At 43.3% G+C, this 18669-nt stretch carries 18 protein-coding genes; 8 read left to right on the plus strand and 10 right to left on the minus strand.

Annotated features, from left to right (window positions below; genetic code table 11):
* Positions 1 to 16: 16 nt before the first annotated feature.
* From RTS09_RS06860 to RTS09_RS06895, 8 genes are all read right to left on the minus strand, one after another.
* The gene (locus tag RTS09_RS06860; RefSeq protein WP_312535492.1) at positions 17 to 808 is read right to left on the minus strand and encodes a metallophosphoesterase; all 792 of its coding nucleotides are present in this window, start codon (positions 806 to 808) and stop codon (positions 17 to 19) included.
* Between the two features lie 17 nt (positions 809 to 825).
* Positions 826 to 1527 (minus strand): orotidine-5'-phosphate decarboxylase, encoded by a 702-nt coding sequence (pyrF, locus tag RTS09_RS06865; RefSeq protein ID WP_312535682.1) that lies wholly within the window; start codon positions 1525 to 1527, stop codon positions 826 to 828.
* Positions 1528 to 1616: 89 nt separating this feature from the next.
* Positions 1617 to 1976, minus strand: a complete 360-nt coding sequence (locus RTS09_RS06870; protein ID WP_036603687.1) for a lipopolysaccharide assembly protein LapA domain-containing protein — start codon at positions 1974 to 1976, stop codon at positions 1617 to 1619.
* Positions 1977 to 2138: 162 nt separating this feature from the next.
* A complete protein-coding gene (locus RTS09_RS06875) occupies positions 2139 to 2435 on the minus strand; it encodes an integration host factor subunit beta (protein WP_036603685.1) in 297 nt (98 codons plus the stop codon).
* A gap of 270 nt (positions 2436 to 2705) precedes the next feature.
* The gene (gene rpsA, locus RTS09_RS06880; protein WP_186303382.1) at positions 2706 to 4376 is read right to left on the minus strand and encodes a 30S ribosomal protein S1; all 1671 of its coding nucleotides are present in this window, start codon (positions 4374 to 4376) and stop codon (positions 2706 to 2708) included.
* 137 nt (positions 4377 to 4513) lie between these two features.
* Entirely contained in the window at positions 4514 to 5263 is a 750-nt protein-coding gene (gene cmk, locus RTS09_RS06885; protein WP_312535494.1) for a (d)CMP kinase, read from the minus strand.
* Positions 5264 to 5547: 284 nt separating this feature from the next.
* A complete protein-coding gene (locus RTS09_RS06890; RefSeq protein ID WP_188875079.1) occupies positions 5548 to 5895 on the minus strand; it encodes a PilZ domain-containing protein in 348 nt (115 codons plus the stop codon).
* Between the two features lie 93 nt (positions 5896 to 5988).
* Complete coding sequence (locus RTS09_RS06895; RefSeq protein WP_312535498.1) at positions 5989 to 7152, minus strand: DNA polymerase III subunit; 1164 nt, start codon at positions 7150 to 7152, stop codon at positions 5989 to 5991.
* 298 nt (positions 7153 to 7450) lie between these two features.
* Between RTS09_RS06895 and RTS09_RS06900 the strand changes: the two genes are divergently transcribed.
* The 4 genes from RTS09_RS06900 (at position 7451) to RTS09_RS06915 (ending at position 13551) form a co-directional block, all read left to right on the plus strand.
* The gene (locus RTS09_RS06900) at positions 7451 to 9838 is read left to right on the plus strand and encodes a site-specific recombinase (RefSeq protein WP_312535500.1); all 2388 of its coding nucleotides are present in this window, start codon (positions 7451 to 7453) and stop codon (positions 9836 to 9838) included.
* Positions 9839 to 9986: 148 nt separating this feature from the next.
* Positions 9987 to 10763, plus strand: a complete 777-nt coding sequence (locus tag RTS09_RS06905; RefSeq protein ID WP_409418379.1) for a Nif3-like dinuclear metal center hexameric protein — start codon at positions 9987 to 9989, stop codon at positions 10761 to 10763.
* A gap of 668 nt (positions 10764 to 11431) precedes the next feature.
* Positions 11432 to 12898: a transglycosylase SLT domain-containing protein gene (locus RTS09_RS06910; RefSeq protein WP_312535503.1), complete on the plus strand. Its 1467-nt coding sequence runs from the start codon at positions 11432 to 11434 to the stop codon at positions 12896 to 12898.
* Positions 12899 to 13029: 131 nt separating this feature from the next.
* Positions 13030 to 13551: a thioesterase family protein gene (locus RTS09_RS06915; protein ID WP_312535506.1), complete on the plus strand. Its 522-nt coding sequence runs from the start codon at positions 13030 to 13032 to the stop codon at positions 13549 to 13551.
* A gap of 27 nt (positions 13552 to 13578) precedes the next feature.
* Here RTS09_RS06915 and RTS09_RS06920 read toward each other — a convergent pair whose 3' ends face one another.
* Positions 13579 to 14409 carry a symmetrical bis(5'-nucleosyl)-tetraphosphatase gene (locus tag RTS09_RS06920; protein ID WP_219330975.1) on the minus strand — a complete coding sequence of 277 codons (831 nt, stop codon included), beginning with the start codon at positions 14407 to 14409 and terminating at the stop codon, positions 13579 to 13581.
* Between the two features lie 48 nt (positions 14410 to 14457).
* Entirely contained in the window at positions 14458 to 15342 is an 885-nt protein-coding gene (gene rsmA, locus RTS09_RS06925) for a 16S rRNA (adenine(1518)-N(6)/adenine(1519)-N(6))-dimethyltransferase RsmA (protein WP_312535509.1), read from the minus strand.
* Positions 15343 to 15694: 352 nt separating this feature from the next.
* Between rsmA and ychF the strand changes: the two genes are divergently transcribed.
* The 4 genes from ychF to petA all read left to right on the plus strand — a co-directional run bounded on the left by ychF (position 15695) and on the right by petA (position 18653).
* Positions 15695 to 16786, plus strand: coding sequence for a redox-regulated ATPase YchF (ychF, locus tag RTS09_RS06930; RefSeq protein WP_007116508.1), 1092 nt, complete (start codon positions 15695 to 15697; stop codon positions 16784 to 16786).
* A gap of 206 nt (positions 16787 to 16992) precedes the next feature.
* On the plus strand, positions 16993 to 17421 hold the full coding sequence (rplM, locus tag RTS09_RS06935; RefSeq protein ID WP_007116509.1) for a 50S ribosomal protein L13: 429 nt from the start codon (positions 16993 to 16995) through the stop codon (positions 17419 to 17421).
* Positions 17422 to 17431: 10 nt separating this feature from the next.
* The gene (rpsI, locus tag RTS09_RS06940) at positions 17432 to 17818 is read left to right on the plus strand and encodes a 30S ribosomal protein S9 (RefSeq protein ID WP_007116510.1); all 387 of its coding nucleotides are present in this window, start codon (positions 17432 to 17434) and stop codon (positions 17816 to 17818) included.
* A gap of 250 nt (positions 17819 to 18068) precedes the next feature.
* The gene (gene petA, locus RTS09_RS06945) at positions 18069 to 18653 is read left to right on the plus strand and encodes a ubiquinol-cytochrome c reductase iron-sulfur subunit (RefSeq protein WP_007116512.1); all 585 of its coding nucleotides are present in this window, start codon (positions 18069 to 18071) and stop codon (positions 18651 to 18653) included.
* The last annotated feature ends 16 nt before the right edge of the window (positions 18654 to 18669 follow it).

Below are 18669 nucleotides of genomic sequence, written 5' to 3' on the forward strand. Positions count from 1 at the left end.
GCGGCAAACGCGCCAATCATACCATGACTTCAATGACTTTATGCCAGTCAAAAACTATCCCCGTACTACTGATTTCATTGGGGTAGGCTCTGGGATTGACAATAACCCGTGTATGACCTTGCTGATAATCAAAGGCTTCATGGGTATGTCCATGCAGCCAAATATCAGGCGCAAAATCGCTCTGTAACCATTCGCTCAAATCAACGACAAATCCCGCATTACTGGGAAAATTGGCATATTTTGGCGCGATAGATAATGGGCTGATGCTATGATGTGTCATGACCACGGTGGGCATAGCATCTTTTTCGCTTTGTTTTAAGGCATTTTGCAACCATGCCCTCTGCCGCTGATGGATAGATACGGTATCTTGGGGCGTTAACAGTCGGTTATCATAATAAATCTCGCGATAATCGCGCATAAACTGCTGAGCAATCTCTAACGTATTATCTTGTGGTTGATATTGATAATCCGTCCAAAGCGTTGTCCCAATAATTCTAACACCCATAAATTCAAAGCTCGCGCATTGTAAAAAGTGCACTTGCGTATCTTGCGTCAATGTCTTTATTTGGGCATCTAGCTCAAGAATATTATGACCAAAATACTCATGATTGCCCACAATCACAAAAATTGGTTTCTCAAGTCGCTTTGATTCACCGATTAGCCATTCGATGCCCAAAAGCCCATTGGACGTGTCGCCCGCTACTAAAATAGCATCGGCATTTGTATAAGGGATTTCACCAATCGGCAAATCCCTTCTTGCATAGCTATCAATATGTAAATCACTTAACACTTGAAAACGTACTGGCATACATGACTCGAAATGGATTATTTTAACGTATCCAAGATATAGTGCAGTTTGGCGGTGGGATTCGCTGCCGCCGTGATTGACCGCCCAATCACCAAATAATCAGACCCATTTGCTATGGCATCTTTGGGCGTGCAAATGCGGGTTTGGTCATTACTGGCGTCTTCTGGTAGTCTGATACCTGGCGTGACTAACAGAAAATCCTTGCCGCAAAGCTGTTTAAGCATAGTGGCTTCTTGTGCAGAGCAAACCACCCCATCGAGCCCAGATTGCTGCGTCAATAATGCTAGTCGCTTGACATGATGTTCCACCGAGTCAGTGATGCCCACTTCAGCCAAATCTTGCTGTGACATAGAGGTCAGCACCGTCACCGCAATCACTAAGGTTTGGTAGTTTTGCGCTGATAGACGCGCTTTCACCGTTTGCATGGCGCTGCGCCCCGAACTGGCATGTACATTGACCATCCACACCCCCAAATCAGCCGCCGCTAATACCGCCTGCGCAGTGGTGTTGGGGATATCATGAAATTTTAAATCTAAAAACACCTCAAAATTACGCTGATGTAAGGATGTCACTAAGCTATTACCATATTTGGTAAATAGCTCTTTGCCAACTTTCACCCGGCACAATGTAGGATCCAATTTATCCGACAAGCTTAGTGCTTGACGGTCATCCATGTTATCCAATGCCACAATAATGGGTGATTGAATAGGTGACTTGATGGCTGATTCGATGAGTGATGTTGCTTGCGGTACTGCCACTTGATTCATAACAAACTGACTCGTTTTTTCAATTCGATAGCATGGATTGCTTATCGTACGGGTGGTAAATTAGGGTTGGCTGCGGTAGGTGCAATCGTTGCATTGCTGGTTTGCGCTAAATGCTGTTCATAATTATGCTGCGTTTGCATCAATTTTTCTTGGGTTTGCTTTAATTCTTTAGATAAGCGCTGATTTTCCAGTTTCATCTGTAACACGCGAAATAAAATCAACCCCATCAATAGTCCCGCGATGACCCCTAAAACAATGCTAATAATCAGCAGTAGCCCCAAACTCATTTGTGGTACTTGGCTAAACAGTAAATTTACTTCGACTTGGTTGTTATTCACCAATACCAGCATCAATGAATAACCAACGACCACGAACAACAAAATCGCTAACAGATAACGCATATTTTTCTCCTTTATTATTTTAATCAATCTACATTTTTGAATGCCACTATTATTACAGATAATTGAAAAAAAAGAGTGGATTTTTTGTCCACTCTTTTTTGATCAATCATATGTTAAACCATATCGCTAGTTCAATAACGTTAAATGACTCAAAAACCGCAACTAACGATGATGATTGACTGCCTCTCGCAATGCTTTGCCAGGTTTAAAATGGGGTATCGCTGTTGCTTTCACGGTAACTTTCTCGCCTGTTTTAGGGTTGCGCGCCACACGTGGCTCACGATGATGCAAACTAAAACTACCAAAACCGCGTACTTCGACACGTCCGTTTTGAGATAAGGTATCGACCATCAAATCAATGATTTGCTTGGTGGCATCCTCAATGGTTTTTTCTGGTATATTCTCACATTCACTTGATAATCTAGTGATCAAATCAGATTTGTTTAACACTTTTTCCATACTACCCCTAACACGCTAAACGTAACTGTCATAGTCTAAATTACAGAATGATGGTTTTAAAAACTTCGTTACAGTTCAAGTTTATCCAGCAATCTATTAACAATTCTAATAATGAAAAATTACATTTCATTACTTTTCTTCGCATATTATAACAAAACCACCTTAAATTCGTCGTCTTTTTTTAGACTAAATCTTTCATTTTGTTACCTAAAAGGCAAAAATAAAAAAAGCGACTAAGTTAGTCGCTTTTTTTATCACTCACAAAACCGATTATTGGTTTTGTTGTTGCTCTTTGATTAAGTCACCAATCGTTTTTGGTTGGGTATCAGCTGCTGCATTTGAACTTAATGCTTTGATAGCATCACGTTGCTCTGCTTCGTCTTTTGCACGAACTGATAGGTTGATACCGCGAGTTTTGCGATCCACGCTAACAATTTTCGCTTCAACTTCATCACCGACATTCAGTACAGTGGTCGCATCATCTACTTTGTCTTGTTGGATTTCTGAAGCACGTAAGTAGCCTTCTACATCATCAGCTAGTTTTACTTTAGCGCCTTTGGCATCAACGTCAGTTACTACCCCTTTCACTACTGCACCACGATCATTTGATACTAGGTATTCGTTGAATGGGTCGCTGTTAAGTTGTTTGATACCCAAGCTGATACGGTTAGCTTCTGCATCTACAGACAAGATGACCGCTTCAACGGTATCACCTTTATTGTAGTTACGAATCGCTTCTTCACCGCTTTCAGTCCAAGAAAGGTCTGATAAGTGAACTAGACCATCAATACCACCTTCTAAACCGATAAAGATACCAAAGTCAGTGATTGATTTGATAGTACCAGATACTTTGTCACCTTTTTGGTGGTTCTTATCAAACTCTTCCCATGGGTTTGGCATGGTTTGTTTGATACCTAAGCTGATACGACGACGGTCTTCATCAATATCAAGGATTTGAACCATGATCTCGTCACCGATTTGTACCACTTTTGAAGGATGGATGTTTTTGTTGGTATGATCCATTTCAGAAACGTGTACTAAGCCTTCGATACCATCAGCGATTTCAGCAAAACAACCATAATCAGTCAGGTTAGTTACACGTGCTTTAACGTTAGTACCTTTTGGATAGTTGTTAAGAACGTCTTGCCATGGGTCAGTGCCTAATTGTTTTAGACCTAAGCTGACACGGTTACGTTCGCGGTCAAATTTTAATACTTTAACTTTTAATTCTTGACCCACTTCAACCACTTCTGATGGGTGCTTGATACGGCGCCATGCCATATCTGTGATGTGTAATAGACCATCGATACCACCTAGGTCTACGAATGCACCGTAATCAGTTAAGTTTTTCACCACGCCGACCACTTCTTGACCTTCTTCAAGGTTAGATAGTAGCGCTTCGCGCTCTGCTGAGTTTTCAGATTCCATCACAGCGCGGCGGCTAACAACGACGTTGTTGCGTTTTTGATCCAGTTTGATGACTTTAAATTCTAGCTCTTTGCCTTCTAAGTGGGCAGTGTCGCGTACTGGGCGAGTGTCCACCAATGAACCTGGTAAGAACGCACGTACTGAACCGATATCAACCGTGAAACCACCTTTAACTTTACCAGAGATAAGACCGGTTACGATCTCATTGTTCTCATAAAGTTTTTCAAGTACGTTCCAAGTTTCAGCACGTTTTGCTTTTTCACGTGACAATAGGGTTTGACCCATACCATTGTCAACCGCATCTACAACGACTTGAACTTGGTCGCCAACTGCTACTTCAAGCTCGCCTTGTTCATTCAAAAATTCTGAACGCGCAACGATACCTTCTGATTTTAGACCCGTATCTACGGTAATCCAGTCGCTATCAATCGCAACTACGGTACCTGCGATAACTGCACCGCGTTCTACGTCAAGTACTTGGCTTGCTTCAAACAGTTCAGCAAATGATTCCATCATAAAATTTACCTTTGTATAGCCGTAGCCTGTCCAGCACAGTACGGTTCAAATTAAGATTTTTTATAAACATAAGGCTGGTTTTAGTGCCTATAAAAAATCGATAAAACTTTTAAAAACTGTTAGTTAAAAAATAGTTAGTTAATTGTCAAACCGCGCTCAACACATAGTTGCCAAACTTGGTTAAACACTTGCTCAGCATCGATGGCTGAGCTATCAATCACTATCGCATCATCGGCAGCCTTAGCCGGTGAGGCACTGCGTGTACTATCACGCTCATCACGCGCAATAATTTGTGCCAAAATTTCGTCAAAATCTGCCTGTTTGCCAGCGTTGGTCAACTGACTGACACGGCGCGCGGCTCGTGCCTCAGAGGATGCGATCAAATAAACTTTCAGCGGCGCATCGGGGAAAACCACTGTTCCCATATCACGCCCGTCTGCAATCAAGCCCTTTTTTGGGTTGCCTTGCGACGTTGCCATATTTTTTTGTAACTCTAATAGCGCTTGACGCACCTTCGGGAATACCGCGACTTTTGACGCAAAGTTCCCCACTTCTTCGGTGCGAATCACTTCGCTCACATCGTTGGCATTCACGAGCACTGTCACATGCTCAGAATCCGCTTTTGCGGCTGCAAACTCAATTTTCAACGATTGGGTTAAATCAGCTAACGCAGTTTCATCAATGTTGTCCGTTAACAAACCCGCTTGGTGGGCTGCAAGACCCACAATCCGATACACCGCCCCTGAATCCAAAATTTGATAATCCAGCAGCTTTGCCAGTCTTGCCGTCAATGTGCCTTTACCTGCACCACTTGAGCCATCAACGGTGATGACGGGCAAGCTTGCGGTTAGATCAAAAGACGGTTGCGTTAACGTTTGTGACATGCCATTTTATAAACAAAGCAAAAATAGTCATATATTTTACGCCTGAAAGCTATTTTATACAAGTAATTTGACACAAGGATTGACTAAATTGCGTCTCATTTTTTGCCAATGCAAAAAGGGACTAAACATGAGAAAGGCATCAAGACGCAGAGTGATGATTAACCATTGCGCAATAGAAAAAAAAGCTAGCGACTTACAGGATTAAGCATCCGCTCACCTTTAACAATCGCTGGCTTTTAACAATCACCGACTAAAACTGCCAAAGGTTCAACAGTTTCCAAAATTTATAGCGTAAAGGTGGGTTTATCTGAGCTGAGATGACCCGCTAACAGGCGGTCGACTTCGTTTTTGATGCGTAACCCTGCTTCATCTTTGCCAAGCTGTAACGCATAGCCTGCAGGGCGCTGTGCTTGTGCGCGATGGTTGACCCACACCACTTTACCATGCAGCGGCATTCTCTCACTCGAATTTGGCAAAGTAATTGCCACAAAGGTTTGACTGCCTAGTTGTTGCTGCTGGTTAGTAGGAATAAATAACGCACCGTTTTCAATAAAAGGCAGATAGCTAGCATACAATTTTTCGATCGTATCATAGTTAATGGTGGTGATACCGCCACGAGATGGCATTGCCATAATCACTGTTCCTTTTACTAACGCATGGGGTTACCAACGTATGGTGAATGATAAATAATATAGATAATTGGGTAATATAGATAATTGAATAGATTAGCAATCAAGCATGGTGCTAAAAATTTTATCATAGCATAACTTATCTTGGATATGTTGCTGTCTATCTTGCCAGATTTGATCGATAACCCACTGTAACTGGCTAATTTGCTTTAATGTCGGTGGTGGCTGCAGCTTGCCAAAATCCAAGTCATGGGCGGACGCTGAGATACCGACGGCAAATTGCCCCAATGGTACTAACAAGGCTTGCGACAAATACAAAAAATCCGTCAATGTCAGCGTTTTTTGCCAATAGTTGCTGGCTTGTACAGGCGTACGTTGTCCGCTACGAACTGCTTGAAAGCTGTTTATCCAAGTCTGGCGGTGTTGATACCATTCGCTGTTTAACATTTGCAGTGCCAAAAAAGGCGCATAACCAGACCATCCATTGACTTGTTGTAAAGTCACGGCATCGGTATTGGGCATTAATTGCTGCATCACTTGCATTGATTGAGCGGGGGTCACATGGCTCACTGAAAATGCCTGTAGCCGCGAGCGAATCGTTGGCAGTAGCTGCGAAGGACTATCGCTAATTAATAGCATTAATACATTTTCGGCAGGTTCTTCTAATGTCTTAAGAAGCGCGTTACTGGCTGCTAGAGTCATCGCATCCGCTTGGTGAATAACCACAATTCTTAATCCGCCACTCGACTGCGTGACAAACGGCTGTAATTCCCGAATTTCGTCAATCTTGATGCTATAACTTGACTGATGGGTTGGGGCTTGCGCCACAAGAGCATTGTTTACTTTAGGTTTGGGCGACGCGTCACGCGCCACGGTGGGTGTGGGAATTTGATAAAGATCGGGGTGGGTATTGGCAATCAGCCATTGGCAACTTTGGCATTGCCCACAGGCAGTTGCCACACCTTGTACATTGTCCCGTTGATTCTCACACAATGCCCATGCGACAAACCGATACACAAAAGCACGTTTACCAGTCCCCGCATTGCCTGCAAACAACATCGCGTGCGGCAAGGCGTCTATATGGGTGGTCAAATACTGCCAAGTTGCCTGTTGCCACGGCAGTAAATCCATAAATAGCCACTGCTGTATCACCTGTTGGCTCACGGGATCTGGATAGTAGTATTGGGTTACCTCATTGTGTGTTGATTCGATATTGGGTTGTTTGGTGCTTTTTGCTTGGGTAGTTATAGTCGATGCCATAGAAAAAAATCAGTCAACAGAGTAACTATAGTATAATCGCTGCAGCTAGATAATCAATTAGGATAATCAGTCAGGTTGTTTTCTCGAAGACATGAATGCGGTAACACGTCGCGTTATTTTATCCCTTACTGTCTTTAAACCTTGGCCCATAAGATTTTTGTTGCAAATAAATGATGGATTTTTTTTGATGAGTCGATTAAATTTTCATCTTAAGATATCTATTTTCGTTTTTTTCTTATGTTTGTGATTCACCCTATTTAAAAAAACGATTCAATTTTCTGTTTACTTCGAGGTTAGTTTGACGAATTTATCGCAACCTAATAATCAAGATGCTTTACTCAATGCCCAACATCGTTATGATGCGGCGGATATGGCAGACCAATTAAAGGTGATGCCAACCTTAGAAGCGCGTTTAACTACCATTCTAAACGAAATTAATGCGCTGCGTGATTTTCCCCAAGTTACCCTATTTAAACAACTGCTAGATACCTTGCGTAACCGTGCAAATGATGCTACGACCGCCAATGAACAGATGGCACTATTCGTTCGACTATTGCGCGGCAATCGTGTGTGGGCAGAAGGGTTTTGTGTGTTTATGCTTACCTTGATTAGTCGTTATCGTCAGGTGTCGCTATACACGGATTTGGGTATCTTGTCAGACGCTGGCTTTACTTCGCAATTTTTTGATTTGGTCGGTGAAAAGCTATTACCCTCTGTACCCGATGACCGCGATTTGATAGGGTTATTTAATGCGTTTTTTGCCACTCCAAAAACCCGCTACTGGGTGCGCTTAATCCATGAGCGCTGGTGGATTGAACTGATACTTATTCTTAAAGTACCCGCAGGCAAAGAAGCATTGGTGCAAGCGCTTGAAGCCAATGTGCTCAAAGCCATTACTATTTTAACTGCGCGTATCAACGGCATCGGGCTCAATGCCGATTTAATAAAGGCGTTTCCCAATCCGATTGACAATCAAGATACTTTCATTGCGCTAAATCGCGAAGTCGCTGAATTTGTCAGTCAATACCAGCTCAGCATGCAGCCAGGGGATGACCAAGCGATGCCACAGCCTGAGGTGGATAGCAGTCAAATTTTAGTGTTGACCGACCAGGCCCGCACTATGATGCAAAACATCCGTCGCCGTATTCATCGAACGGGTATTACTGTGCGTACCACCAATATGTTGGTGCGCCTTGAGCAAAGCTTGCAGCGTCTTGAATTGTTGGTGTCACTGCTATCGGACAACGATCATATCAAGAAAAAAACCGTCATAGAGCTCATTAACACGTTGTATGAAGATTCATACCACCGCAGTAGTTTTAGATATTTATTTGGCATCAATACCGCGCTCTTGTCGCGCCGTGTGACTGAGACTGCCAGTAAGGTCGGCGAGCATTATATCAGTACCGATAAAGCGGGCTATCGCCGTATGTATAAAAAAGCAGCATTGGGTGGTCTACTCATCGGCTGTATGGCGACCCTTAAAATCCTAGGGAAATCCTTACCGCTGGCACCTTTTGGCGTGGCTTTTTTAAACAGTATGATTTACGGTCTTGGCTTTGTGGCGATTCATATCATTGGCGGTACAGTGGCGACCAAACAGCCTGCCATGACGGCTGCCGCGATTGCTTCAACCATCTCAGAGGTAAAAGGACGCAAAGCGGCACGATTTACCAAATTGACAGAATTGGTCGTTGATATCATGCGCACCCAGTTTATTGCCATTATGGGTAATATTTCAATTGCAATGCCGATTGCGCTACTGATTTCGTCCCTGTGGCTGTATGGACTGGGTCGTCCGTTAACATCGGAAGCTAGCGCAGAGCACTTGCTGCATGATCTCAACCCGTTTACCTCGCTGGCTATCTTTCATGCCGCGATTGCTGGGGTGTATCTTTATATTTCAGGATTGATTGCAGGCTATTACGATAATCTTGCGGTACACAATAAAATTGGCGAGCGTATCCGCAACCATCCTACTCTAAAACGGATGATGACACCTGTGACGTTGTTGCGCTTTAGCGATTTTATCGAGCGCAATCTGGGTGCGATTATGAGTAACTTTTTATTCGGTTGCTTTTTGGGTAGTACGGCGACCATCGGTTATATTTTTGGCTTACCGCTTGATATTCGCCATATTGCCTTTGCGTCTGCCAACTTTATTCACGGGATTTTTAACATTTATGCCAACACGGGCGAGTTTCCAGAAATCGGTATTATTTTGGTCAGTCTATTTGGGGTGATGGTCATCGGTATGATTAACTTGTTGGTGAGTTTTTCACTCGCGTTAATGACCGCCTTACGCGCGCGTGATGTGAAAGTCTTTGAGTGGAAATTCTTATTTGAATTGGTCGCCTCGCATTTGATGACCCAACCCTCTGACTTTTTTATCCCGCGTAAACAGCCGATGAACTATGCGCTCATCGACAGCGATGGTAATATTATCTATGATGATAAACCGATTGCAAACGATGGTAAAAATAATAAAGGGCATAAAACCACCCTGACATCGCAGCCAGAAGAACATCCGCATGCTACTACGCCCCATATCGACAATATCAGTCATACGGAAAAATTGACTGATGAAGAAATTGCAGAGAAAAAACAGGCAATTAAAGAAAAAGTGGTGCAAAAGGCGGTCGATAATATCACCCCAAATGACACGGCAAGCAAGCTACCCAAATAACCGATTAAATACTGTATGTTAAACACTGCAGACGTTAGAAACACAGAACGACTGTAAAAATACGCACCACTGTAAAAACATGATGCATTTTTTAAGAGATACAAGTTTGGAAGACAGAATTTTGAAAGATACAAGTTTGAAAAATACAATGAACCAACCCCCGACATCAATGAGTCCGACTCAATTGGCGCATCGGTTAAATGAGCTATTAAAAATTAATGAATTCCAAGATTATTGTCCCAATGGTCTGCAAGTGGATGGTGGGCAGCCGATACAGCACATCCTCACCGGTGTCACAGCCTCTGAGGCATTGATTGAACAAGCGATTGCGCACAATGCCCAAGCGATTTTGGTGCATCATGGCTATTTTTGGAAAGGGGAACCTGCGCCTTTAATTGGCATGAAAGGCAAGCGTATTCGTTTGTTGATGCAACACGGCATTTCCTTACTGGCTTATCATTTACCGTTAGACGCTCATCCCCAATTGGGCAATAACGCGCAATTAGCGTTAGCGCTGGGTTGGAGTGATTTGTCGCCGCTATACCCTGACGAAAAACACCCGATTGGTAATATCGTGGATTTAGCAGCGCCGTTGTCGATTGCAGCTCTCACCAACAAACTATCGACTACGTTAACCCGTCCGCCCCTACATTTATCCGGGGGTAATCAAACAATTTCGCGCATTGGTCTGTGTACGGGTGGCGCACAGGATATGATTGAGCAAGCGGCACAAATGGGTTGTCAAGCCTATATCTCCGGTGAAGTATCAGAGCGAACCACTCACATAGCCCGTGAGCTGGGTATTGATTATTTTGCCTGTGGACATCATGCCACTGAGCGAGGTGGTGTGCTTGCATTGGGGAATTATGTCAAAGAAAATCTTGCTTTGACCGTTGATTTTGTCGATATCGATAATCCCGCCTAAAATTGGGCAGTTTATTGACTAATTATTACCCGTTAGTTGCATTTTAGCGGGTTTTTTACGCTTTTTATCATAAATTTGCCATTCGTTACGTTCAAAAACATGACGCGTAACTTTAATTTCACTACAATACCCCCATTGTTTCATATAACTAACTGTATTGCCATGCAGTAAATATTGTTATTGTTTATTTATTTTATGCGTGCCATACGTTACCCTACGTTAAATTCTTTAGGTAAGTGCTTGGGCTTATTAAACAATTTTTAATTTGCCAGTACTTACAAAAATTTTAACCCTTTTACGGGTTGTACTTGATTATTATTTATTTCGATAGTTCTCTACAATGGATAGGGAGTTATCACCGTCCTAGGTATAAGGGGAGCCAACCTGTTTGGCTCTTTTTTTAGCGTTAAGTTAATAACGACCTATTTTGGATGGAAGCTTTTTTGGCTAGATTTAGGATAGAGTTAGATAGTTGGATTAAGCCATTTACTTATGTGGCTTGCCTGACTGGTACTTAGTGAATTAGTACTTAGTTAACTGGTGCTTGGTTTAACGGGTACTAGGTTTAACTATCGATTCGGTTCTTAGTTTCACAAAATGTTTTCATTTGGCATAGTTGTTTTTTATTAATTTAACGTATCTAACGTATGTGCACCGTGGAGTGACACATGCCGCTAAACTCATCATTTGAGTATTGTGATGATTTGGCTTTGACCTATCCTGCGTCGATTTCGACGTCGGTCAAAGCATTTTTAAGCCCTTTAACTTTATACCCGTTTCAACATCCTTTATTACGCTTTAGTAAATACGCGACCCAATTTAAACGCTTGCAATTCTTCCCGATTCAACACAAGCCTTGTTTGGGTGTGGTGATATCGCCAAAAATTGCCCAGTCTCGTGTGCCAGCGGTGCCTAGCCATGTGCAAGATTTGGCGCAACTGGCTAATCCGTCTGCTAGTCTTATTAATCGCTTTATCAAGCCACTAAAATGGTTGAGTGCCAGTAAAAAGTTGGCAGCTGTGATGGGGATTGGTTTGCCCTTAGCTTATGTTGCAGCTCAGGTGGGCGTTACTGACAAAGTCGTTAATGGCAATGCTATCAATACCCTTGCCTCACCTACTAGCATGGTTGCAGCACCAAAAATGGCGACTTTTGATAGTATTCTATCTCAAAAGCAGCTGCGTATTGCCATCGTCAATGGTAATACCACCTATTTTGCTCGAGATGGCTTTGAGCACGGCTTTGGCTATGATGTCATGCGCCATTATGCGAAGCGATTGGATGTCACCATGAGCACACAAGTATTTGCCACTGATGCGGACGCGATGGCGGCTGTCAAAACGGGCAAAGCCGATATTGCCTTGACCAATGTGTCGGATCACCAAAACGCCACTGCGTTATCATCGCTCAGTCTAAGCTGCGACAAAGATTATTTATCACAGCAGGGTCTCAACGAACATGTTGCCATACAGCTAAACCCCAATGATATCAAACTCAAAGATGATGTAAAAAACTTCCTGTGTGGCGGTCAATCGCTCACCCGTAATCAACATTTAGCGGCGTTTTATAGTCAAACACCATTGGCAGAGCCGTTTAATCAACAACATTTTGCCGATACCATGACACGCGTGTTGCCCATCTATGAGCCATCTTTTAAGCAGACAGCAAACAAATACCATCTTGATTGGCAACTGCTTGTGGCAATGGGGTACCAAGAATCGCATCTGGATGCAGAAGCTACTTCGCCAACGGGTGTGCGCGGTATCATGATGCTGACCAATGCCACTGCCAATGCGATGGGCGTTGATAATCGGACTGACCCGACCCAGAGTATCCAAGGCGGCGCTAAGTATCTCAGTCAGCTGCAACATGAATTTGCCCAAGTGCCAGCATCAGATCGAGTATGGTTTACCCTAGCGGCATACAATATGGGTCCACAAGCGATTAAAGATATCCAGCAGATTTTGGAAAAGCGTGGTATTGATGGCAACAATTGGGCAGCCGTGTATCAGTATTTAAAAGTCAATAGTCAAAGCAATAGCCGTTACGTACAGTGCTTAGATTACGTGACCCATATCCGCAGTTATTTGGAGGCGTTAAAATTAGACAAAGTCAATCATCCTCAATTGACTTGATGAGTGTGGGTATAAAAACTAAACATTTTCAAAAAAGAATGGTTTAACGCCATTCTTTTTTTTATGCTATCACTTTGTCATTTTTAAAAATTACTGACTTATTATTAATATTATTAACCTAAGGATAGCACGTGACCCAGCTCCAGAATCAGCCCCACACTCAATCAAGCACTCAGCCTGTTTATGCCACCCAATACCGTATTTATTTAGAAGATACCGATGCAGGCGGGATTGTGTATCACGCCAATCATTTAAAGCTGTTTGAGCGTTGTCGTCGCGACTGGTTACGTGCATTGGGGATGACCAGTTATTTTTATCAAGCGCATTCAGCCGAGGCTGTGAGCCATGACGTTACTCACCATAGCGATAGTGGCAAACCTGATATCCAATTTGTAGTGAGCCAAGCTAACATCCGCTATTTGCGTCCGATTCTGCTTGATAGCGAAGTCACCGTTGTGATTGAGACGGCAGACTGCAAATCTGCGTCATTACAGCTTGAGCAGCGGATTTATGATAACCACCAGCAGCTGTTAAGCCAAGCCGAGATAAGTATTGTATGCGTGGCTACTCATAAAGATGAAAAAGGGCAAACCCAAGTTCGTCCTACCCGTTTGCCCAAAGCCTTTGTACAGCTGCTGCAGCTCGCTCAGTAAATGTATGATTGTCCTGTCTTACAAAGGTCATTTTGCTTTACAAGTTTGACAGATAACTTGCTCATCTTCTAGGCGGTATGCCATCATACTGCCGCCCCATACACACCCTGCATCCGTGGCTCTGGCATTTGCCAAATCTACTTTGGCTTTTAGCGCCGCCCAATGACCAAATAAAATTTTGCGTTCGCGCGGCACTTGCCATTCAAACCATGGACGAAACCCCTCTGGCATTTTATCATCCAAACTGGATTTAAAGCTAAACTCTAGCGTGCCGTCCATTTGACAAAGGCGCATACGGGTAAAATAATTGCAAATCGCCCGCATACGCGCGTAGCCTGTCAGCATATTTGACCAAGGAACAGCGGTGTCGCTATACAGGTTTGGCAGCAGCCTATCGAGTTGCCATAAGCTACTTTGTAATTGAGTTTGCAATTCTGATGCATGCATGGCTGCTTGGGTGATACTCCAGTTTGGCGGGATGCCTGCATGCACCATCACGGTTTTATCATTGGGATAGACAAGCAGCGGCTGGCGACGAAGCCAGTTGAGTAATTCATCACAATCTGGGGCGTCAAAAATCGCTTGTGTTCTATCCTTTTTCTTAATCTTTATGACACCACGCCATACCGCGATTAAGTTAATATCATGATTGCCTAATACCATTTCGGCAGCACCAGCTTGGCAAAGACGTTTTACCAGACGCAGCGCGCTCAGCGAGTCTTCACCGCGTGCCACGATATCGCCAACAAACCATAATTTATCTTGCTGTTCATCAAACCCAATTTGCTTGAGCAGTGCCTGCAAATCGGCATAACAGCCTTGAATATCGCCAATGACAAATTGATGTCGAAAACCCATAACACCTCATACATCTTGAAAGTAAAATTTTAAACAGCTATAAAAAAATTAACCATTTGCCGCAATGCCGTTTGCCGCGATACCATTAGCCGCGATGCCATTAGACAAGGTCACAAAATCTTGTACTGATAACGTTTCAGGACGCGCCAGTGGATTAAGCCCCCATGCCACAAGCTGGGGTTCTGTGACCGCAGGCAAAATCGGCGACTTTTTAAAAATCGCGCGCAGTGTTTTACGGCGATGATTAAATGCCTCACGCACCACAAGGGCAAACAGCTTTTCATCGTCAGCCACAATCGGTTTTTGTTGATAAGGTCTGAGTCGAAATACCGCACTCGTCACTTTGGGTGGGGGGTTGAATGCCCCATTTGGCACCGTCAGTAAATAATCAGTTTCACAATAATACTGCATCATGATGGATAAACGACCATATTCTCGGCTATCTACATCTGCGGTGATGCGATCCACCACTTCTTTTTGTAGCATAAAATGCATGTCTTCAATGACATCGGCAAAACTTAATAAATGAAACAATAACGGCGTAGAAATATTGTATGGCAAGTTACCGACAATGCGCATTTTTTTTTCGGTGGTAGCATTAGGGTTATCGCCAATGATTTGCTGGAACAACGCACGGTAATCCACTTCCATGGCATTGGCTTTGACAATGGTTAAGCCCTCATTGCTATTGGCGCCAATGCGAATGCGCAGGCTGTCTGCCAAATCGGTATCAAGCTCGACAACGGTCAAGTGATTGACTTCCTTGAGTAGCGGCTCAGTAATCGCGCCCATGCCTGGACCAATTTCAACCATCAAATCATCGCGACCTGCATGAATACTGTCAATAATTCTCCCAATAATCACCTGATCATGTAAGAAATTTTGCCCAAAACGTTTTCTAGGCTGATGCGATAAAAAAGCAGAGACTGTCACTCAAAACATTCCTATAAAAATGAAATAATTATCAATGTTGCGCAGTACACGATAACTCTCACCGTAATCAGACACAAATCACTATCAAGCTGATAATTATAGCATAGCTTGACGCGCCATTATGACAATTTCATGACAACTGGAGACTATCGCAATAGCATGGCAAGAGTATGACAGCAATTTGCGCCATCGCTCAATTTAAATTTTTGTAGTTTATATCATGCTACAAATTTTTGATGGGTTAAATTTTTGATGGTTCAATTTTTTGATGCGTCAATCGCCTGTCGAATTCTGATGACTAAGTTGTTATAATGCAACAAATTTAACTAACCCTTTATTTAGTGAGCATTGTATGGGCTTTAATTGTGGTATCGTCGGACTGCCAAATGTTGGTAAATCAACCCTGTTTAACGCATTGACCAAAGCTGGAATTGCGGCAGAAAACTTCCCGTTTTGTACCAAAGATCCCAATACTGGGATTGTACCTGTACCCGACCCACGTCTCAAACAACTTGCCGATATCGTCAAACCTGAGCGCGTTGTGCCCACCTCAATGGAATTTGTGGATATTGCCGGTCTAGTGGCAGGCGCATCCAAAGGCGAAGGCATGGGTAATCAGTTCTTAGCCAATATCCGTGAAACCGATGCGATTGCCCATGTGGTACGCTGCTTTGATGATGACAACGTGATTCACGTCGATGGACGCGTCAACCCATTATCCGATATCGAAACCATCAATACCGAACTTGCGCTAGCTGACCTTGAAGCAGTGAGCCGTGCGCTTATCAATGTCGGTAAAAAAGCCAAAGGCGGTGATAAAGACGCCAAAGCCATGCTGGATGTGTTTAACAAAATTGAGCCATTTTTAGCCGATGGTAAGCCTGCGCGCATGGCAAATCTGGACGAGGATGAGAAAAAAATCATCCGCAGTTATGGTTTAATCACCCTAAAACCGACCATGTATATTGCCAACGTGAGCGAGGATGGCTTTGACAACAATCCTTATCTTGACCAAGTACGGGAATTTGCGGCAAAAGATGATGCGTTGGTGGTCGCGCTATGCAACCAAATCGAATCTGAAATCGCCCAGCTGGATGACGATGAAAAACAAGAGTTTTTAGAAAGTATGGGTATGACTGAGGCAGGGCTTGACCGTGTGATTCGCGCAGGTTATGAGCTGCTTAATATGCAAACGTATTTTACCGCAGGGGTCAAAGAAGTGCGCGCTTGGACGGTCAAAGTCGGTGCCACGGCACCAGAAGCAGCAGGCGTGATTCATACCGACTTTGAGCGTGGCTTTATCCGCGCTGAAGTGATTGCGTTCGATGATTTTATTGAATACAACGGTGAAAAAGGCGCGGCAGCGGCCGGTAAATCTCGCCTCGAAGGTAAAACCTACATCGTGCAAGATGGCGATGTCATGCACTTTAGATTTAATGTATAAATCATGCACTCATAGCCTTATTGACATAATATGATTGATACAAATAGGCAATTTTAGTTGCCTATTTTTGCAAGTTTATTTTTTAAAAACGCTTGACTTGTATTGCAAGTCACTATCTTAATCCTTATAATATGCGTTCGTAATTTTGAGAGCCCTCGTTTCCCAGACACTCACTCTCAACTATTAACTCAAAAAGGTTTTTAAACATGAAAACTATCAGTGCTAAACCACATGAAGTGACACACGATTGGTACATCGTCGACGCTGAAGGTAAAACATTAGGTCGCTTGGCGAGCGAAATCGCATCACGCTTACGTGGCAAGCATAAGCCTTCTTACACCCCTCACGTTGACACAGGTGATTATATCGTTGTAATTAATGCTGAGAAAGTTGCCGTGACTGGTAAAAAAGCGCAAGACAAAAAATATTACCGTCACACCGGTTACCCAGGTGGTATCAGAGAGACTAACTTTACTAAACTTATCGCACACAAACCCGCTGACGTACTTAACAAAGCGGTTAAAGGTATGTTGCCAAAAGGTCCATTGGGCTATGCGATGATTAAAAAGTTAAAAGTTTACTCAGGTACTGAGCATCCTCATACTGCTCAACAACCTCAAGTATTAGATATCTAAGGAGTAACACATGGAACGCAATTACGGTACAGGTCGTCGTAAAACTTCAACAGCTCGTGTGTTCTTATCTGCGGGTACAGGTAACATCGTCGTTAACGGTAAACCACTTGATCAATACTTTGGTCGTGAAACATCAGTAATGGTTGTACGTCAACCTTTAGAATTACTGGATGCTGCTAGCAAATATGATATCTATGTGACTGTAAAAGGTGGCGGTATCAATGGTCAAGCAGGCGCGATTCGCCACGGTATTACCCGTGCATTGATCGAGTCAGACGAAACTTTAAAACCAGCGCTTAAAGAAGCGGGCTTTGTGACTCGTGACGCGCGTGAAGTTGAACGTAAAAAATTGGGCTTACGTAAAGCACGTAAACGTCCCCAATTCTCAAAACGTTAATATTTTTCGTGGTCGAAATTCTCGTATCGACCGCGTTTTTTGGCGTTTACAAAAAAGACTCTTGTTTACCGCAAGGGTCTTTTTTATTTACCTTAGGTAATTTATTTTATTGCAAAAATAGCATAAAATAGCAAAATTAGCGTAATTTAGGCACAGCTAAGGTGGCAATTCTGTAACAACTGATTTACAATAGCCACAAACCCAGTGTGGGAATATGGTTACCCACTTCATTAATCTGGAGGAGTTCTTAATGAGCCATGCCGAAGGCGTCGACGTTAAGCGTCGAAGAGTTTTAATCGCATCCACTGCCGCTATGGGCGCAGTCGGTGTCGCTGCTATTGCTACGCCGTTTGTGCGTTCATGGTATCCAAGTGCAAAAGCAGAAGCTGCGGGCGCACCTGTTAGCCAAGACCTAAGCAAACTCGAAGCAGGACAAATGATTGTTATCAAATATCGTGGTAAACCGATTTATCTTGTCAAACGTACCAAAGAGATGATGGATAATTTATCAAAAGTAGAATCATCACTTGCCGATCCAAAATCAGAAGGTTCATTACAACCTGACTACTGCAAAAATAATAGCCGCTCAAAAGACAATAGTGAAGTTCTAGTGTGTGAAGGGGTTTGTACTCACTTAGGTTGTGCACCAGGTTATCGTCCTGATGTCGGCGCAGCAGATTTGGGTGGCAGCAGCTGGGTTGGCGGATTTTTATGCCCCTGTCACGGTTCAAAGTATGACTTAGCTGGACGTGTTTTTAAGGGTCAACCTGCGCCTCGTAATTTGCCAGTTCCTGAGTATAGCATCAGCGGTACTATCTTAACGGTGGGGGCATAATATGAGTGCAAAGAAA

It is taken from the genome of Moraxella sp. CTOTU47618, from assembly GCF_032017425.1.
Lineage (GTDB): Bacteria > Pseudomonadota > Gammaproteobacteria > Pseudomonadales > Moraxellaceae > Faucicola > Faucicola tetraodonis.

Coding starts and splice junctions, on each gene's coding strand:
- RTS09_RS06860 (WP_312535492.1), bottom strand. CDS start 808: ATGCCAGTACGTTTTCAAGTGTTAAGTGATTTACATATTGATAGCTAT.
- RTS09_RS06870 (WP_036603687.1), bottom strand. CDS start 1,976: ATGCGTTATCTGTTAGCGATTTTGTTGTTCGTGGTCGTTGGTTATTCA.
- RTS09_RS06875 (WP_036603685.1), bottom strand. CDS start 2,435: ATGGAAAAAGTGTTAAACAAATCTGATTTGATCACTAGATTATCAAGT.
- rpsA (WP_186303382.1), bottom strand. CDS start 4,376: ATGGAATCATTTGCTGAACTGTTTGAAGCAAGCCAAGTACTTGACGTA.
- cmk (WP_312535494.1), bottom strand. CDS start 5,263: ATGTCACAAACGTTAACGCAACCGTCTTTTGATCTAACCGCAAGCTTG.
- RTS09_RS06890 (WP_188875079.1), bottom strand. CDS start 5,895: ATGGCAATGCCATCTCGTGGCGGTATCACCACCATTAACTATGATACG.
- RTS09_RS06895 (WP_312535498.1), bottom strand. CDS start 7,152: ATGGCATCGACTATAACTACCCAAGCAAAAAGCACCAAACAACCCAAT.
- RTS09_RS06905 (WP_409418379.1), top strand. CDS start 9,987: ATGAACCAACCCCCGACATCAATGAGTCCGACTCAATTGGCGCATCGG.
- RTS09_RS06910 (WP_312535503.1), top strand. CDS start 11,432: ATGCCGCTAAACTCATCATTTGAGTATTGTGATGATTTGGCTTTGACC.
- RTS09_RS06920 (WP_219330975.1), bottom strand. CDS start 14,409: ATGGGTTTTCGACATCAATTTGTCATTGGCGATATTCAAGGCTGTTAT.
- ychF (WP_007116508.1), top strand. CDS start 15,695: ATGGGCTTTAATTGTGGTATCGTCGGACTGCCAAATGTTGGTAAATCA.
- rplM (WP_007116509.1), top strand. CDS start 16,993: ATGAAAACTATCAGTGCTAAACCACATGAAGTGACACACGATTGGTAC.
- rpsI (WP_007116510.1), top strand. CDS start 17,432: ATGGAACGCAATTACGGTACAGGTCGTCGTAAAACTTCAACAGCTCGT.
- petA (WP_007116512.1), top strand. CDS start 18,069: ATGAGCCATGCCGAAGGCGTCGACGTTAAGCGTCGAAGAGTTTTAATC.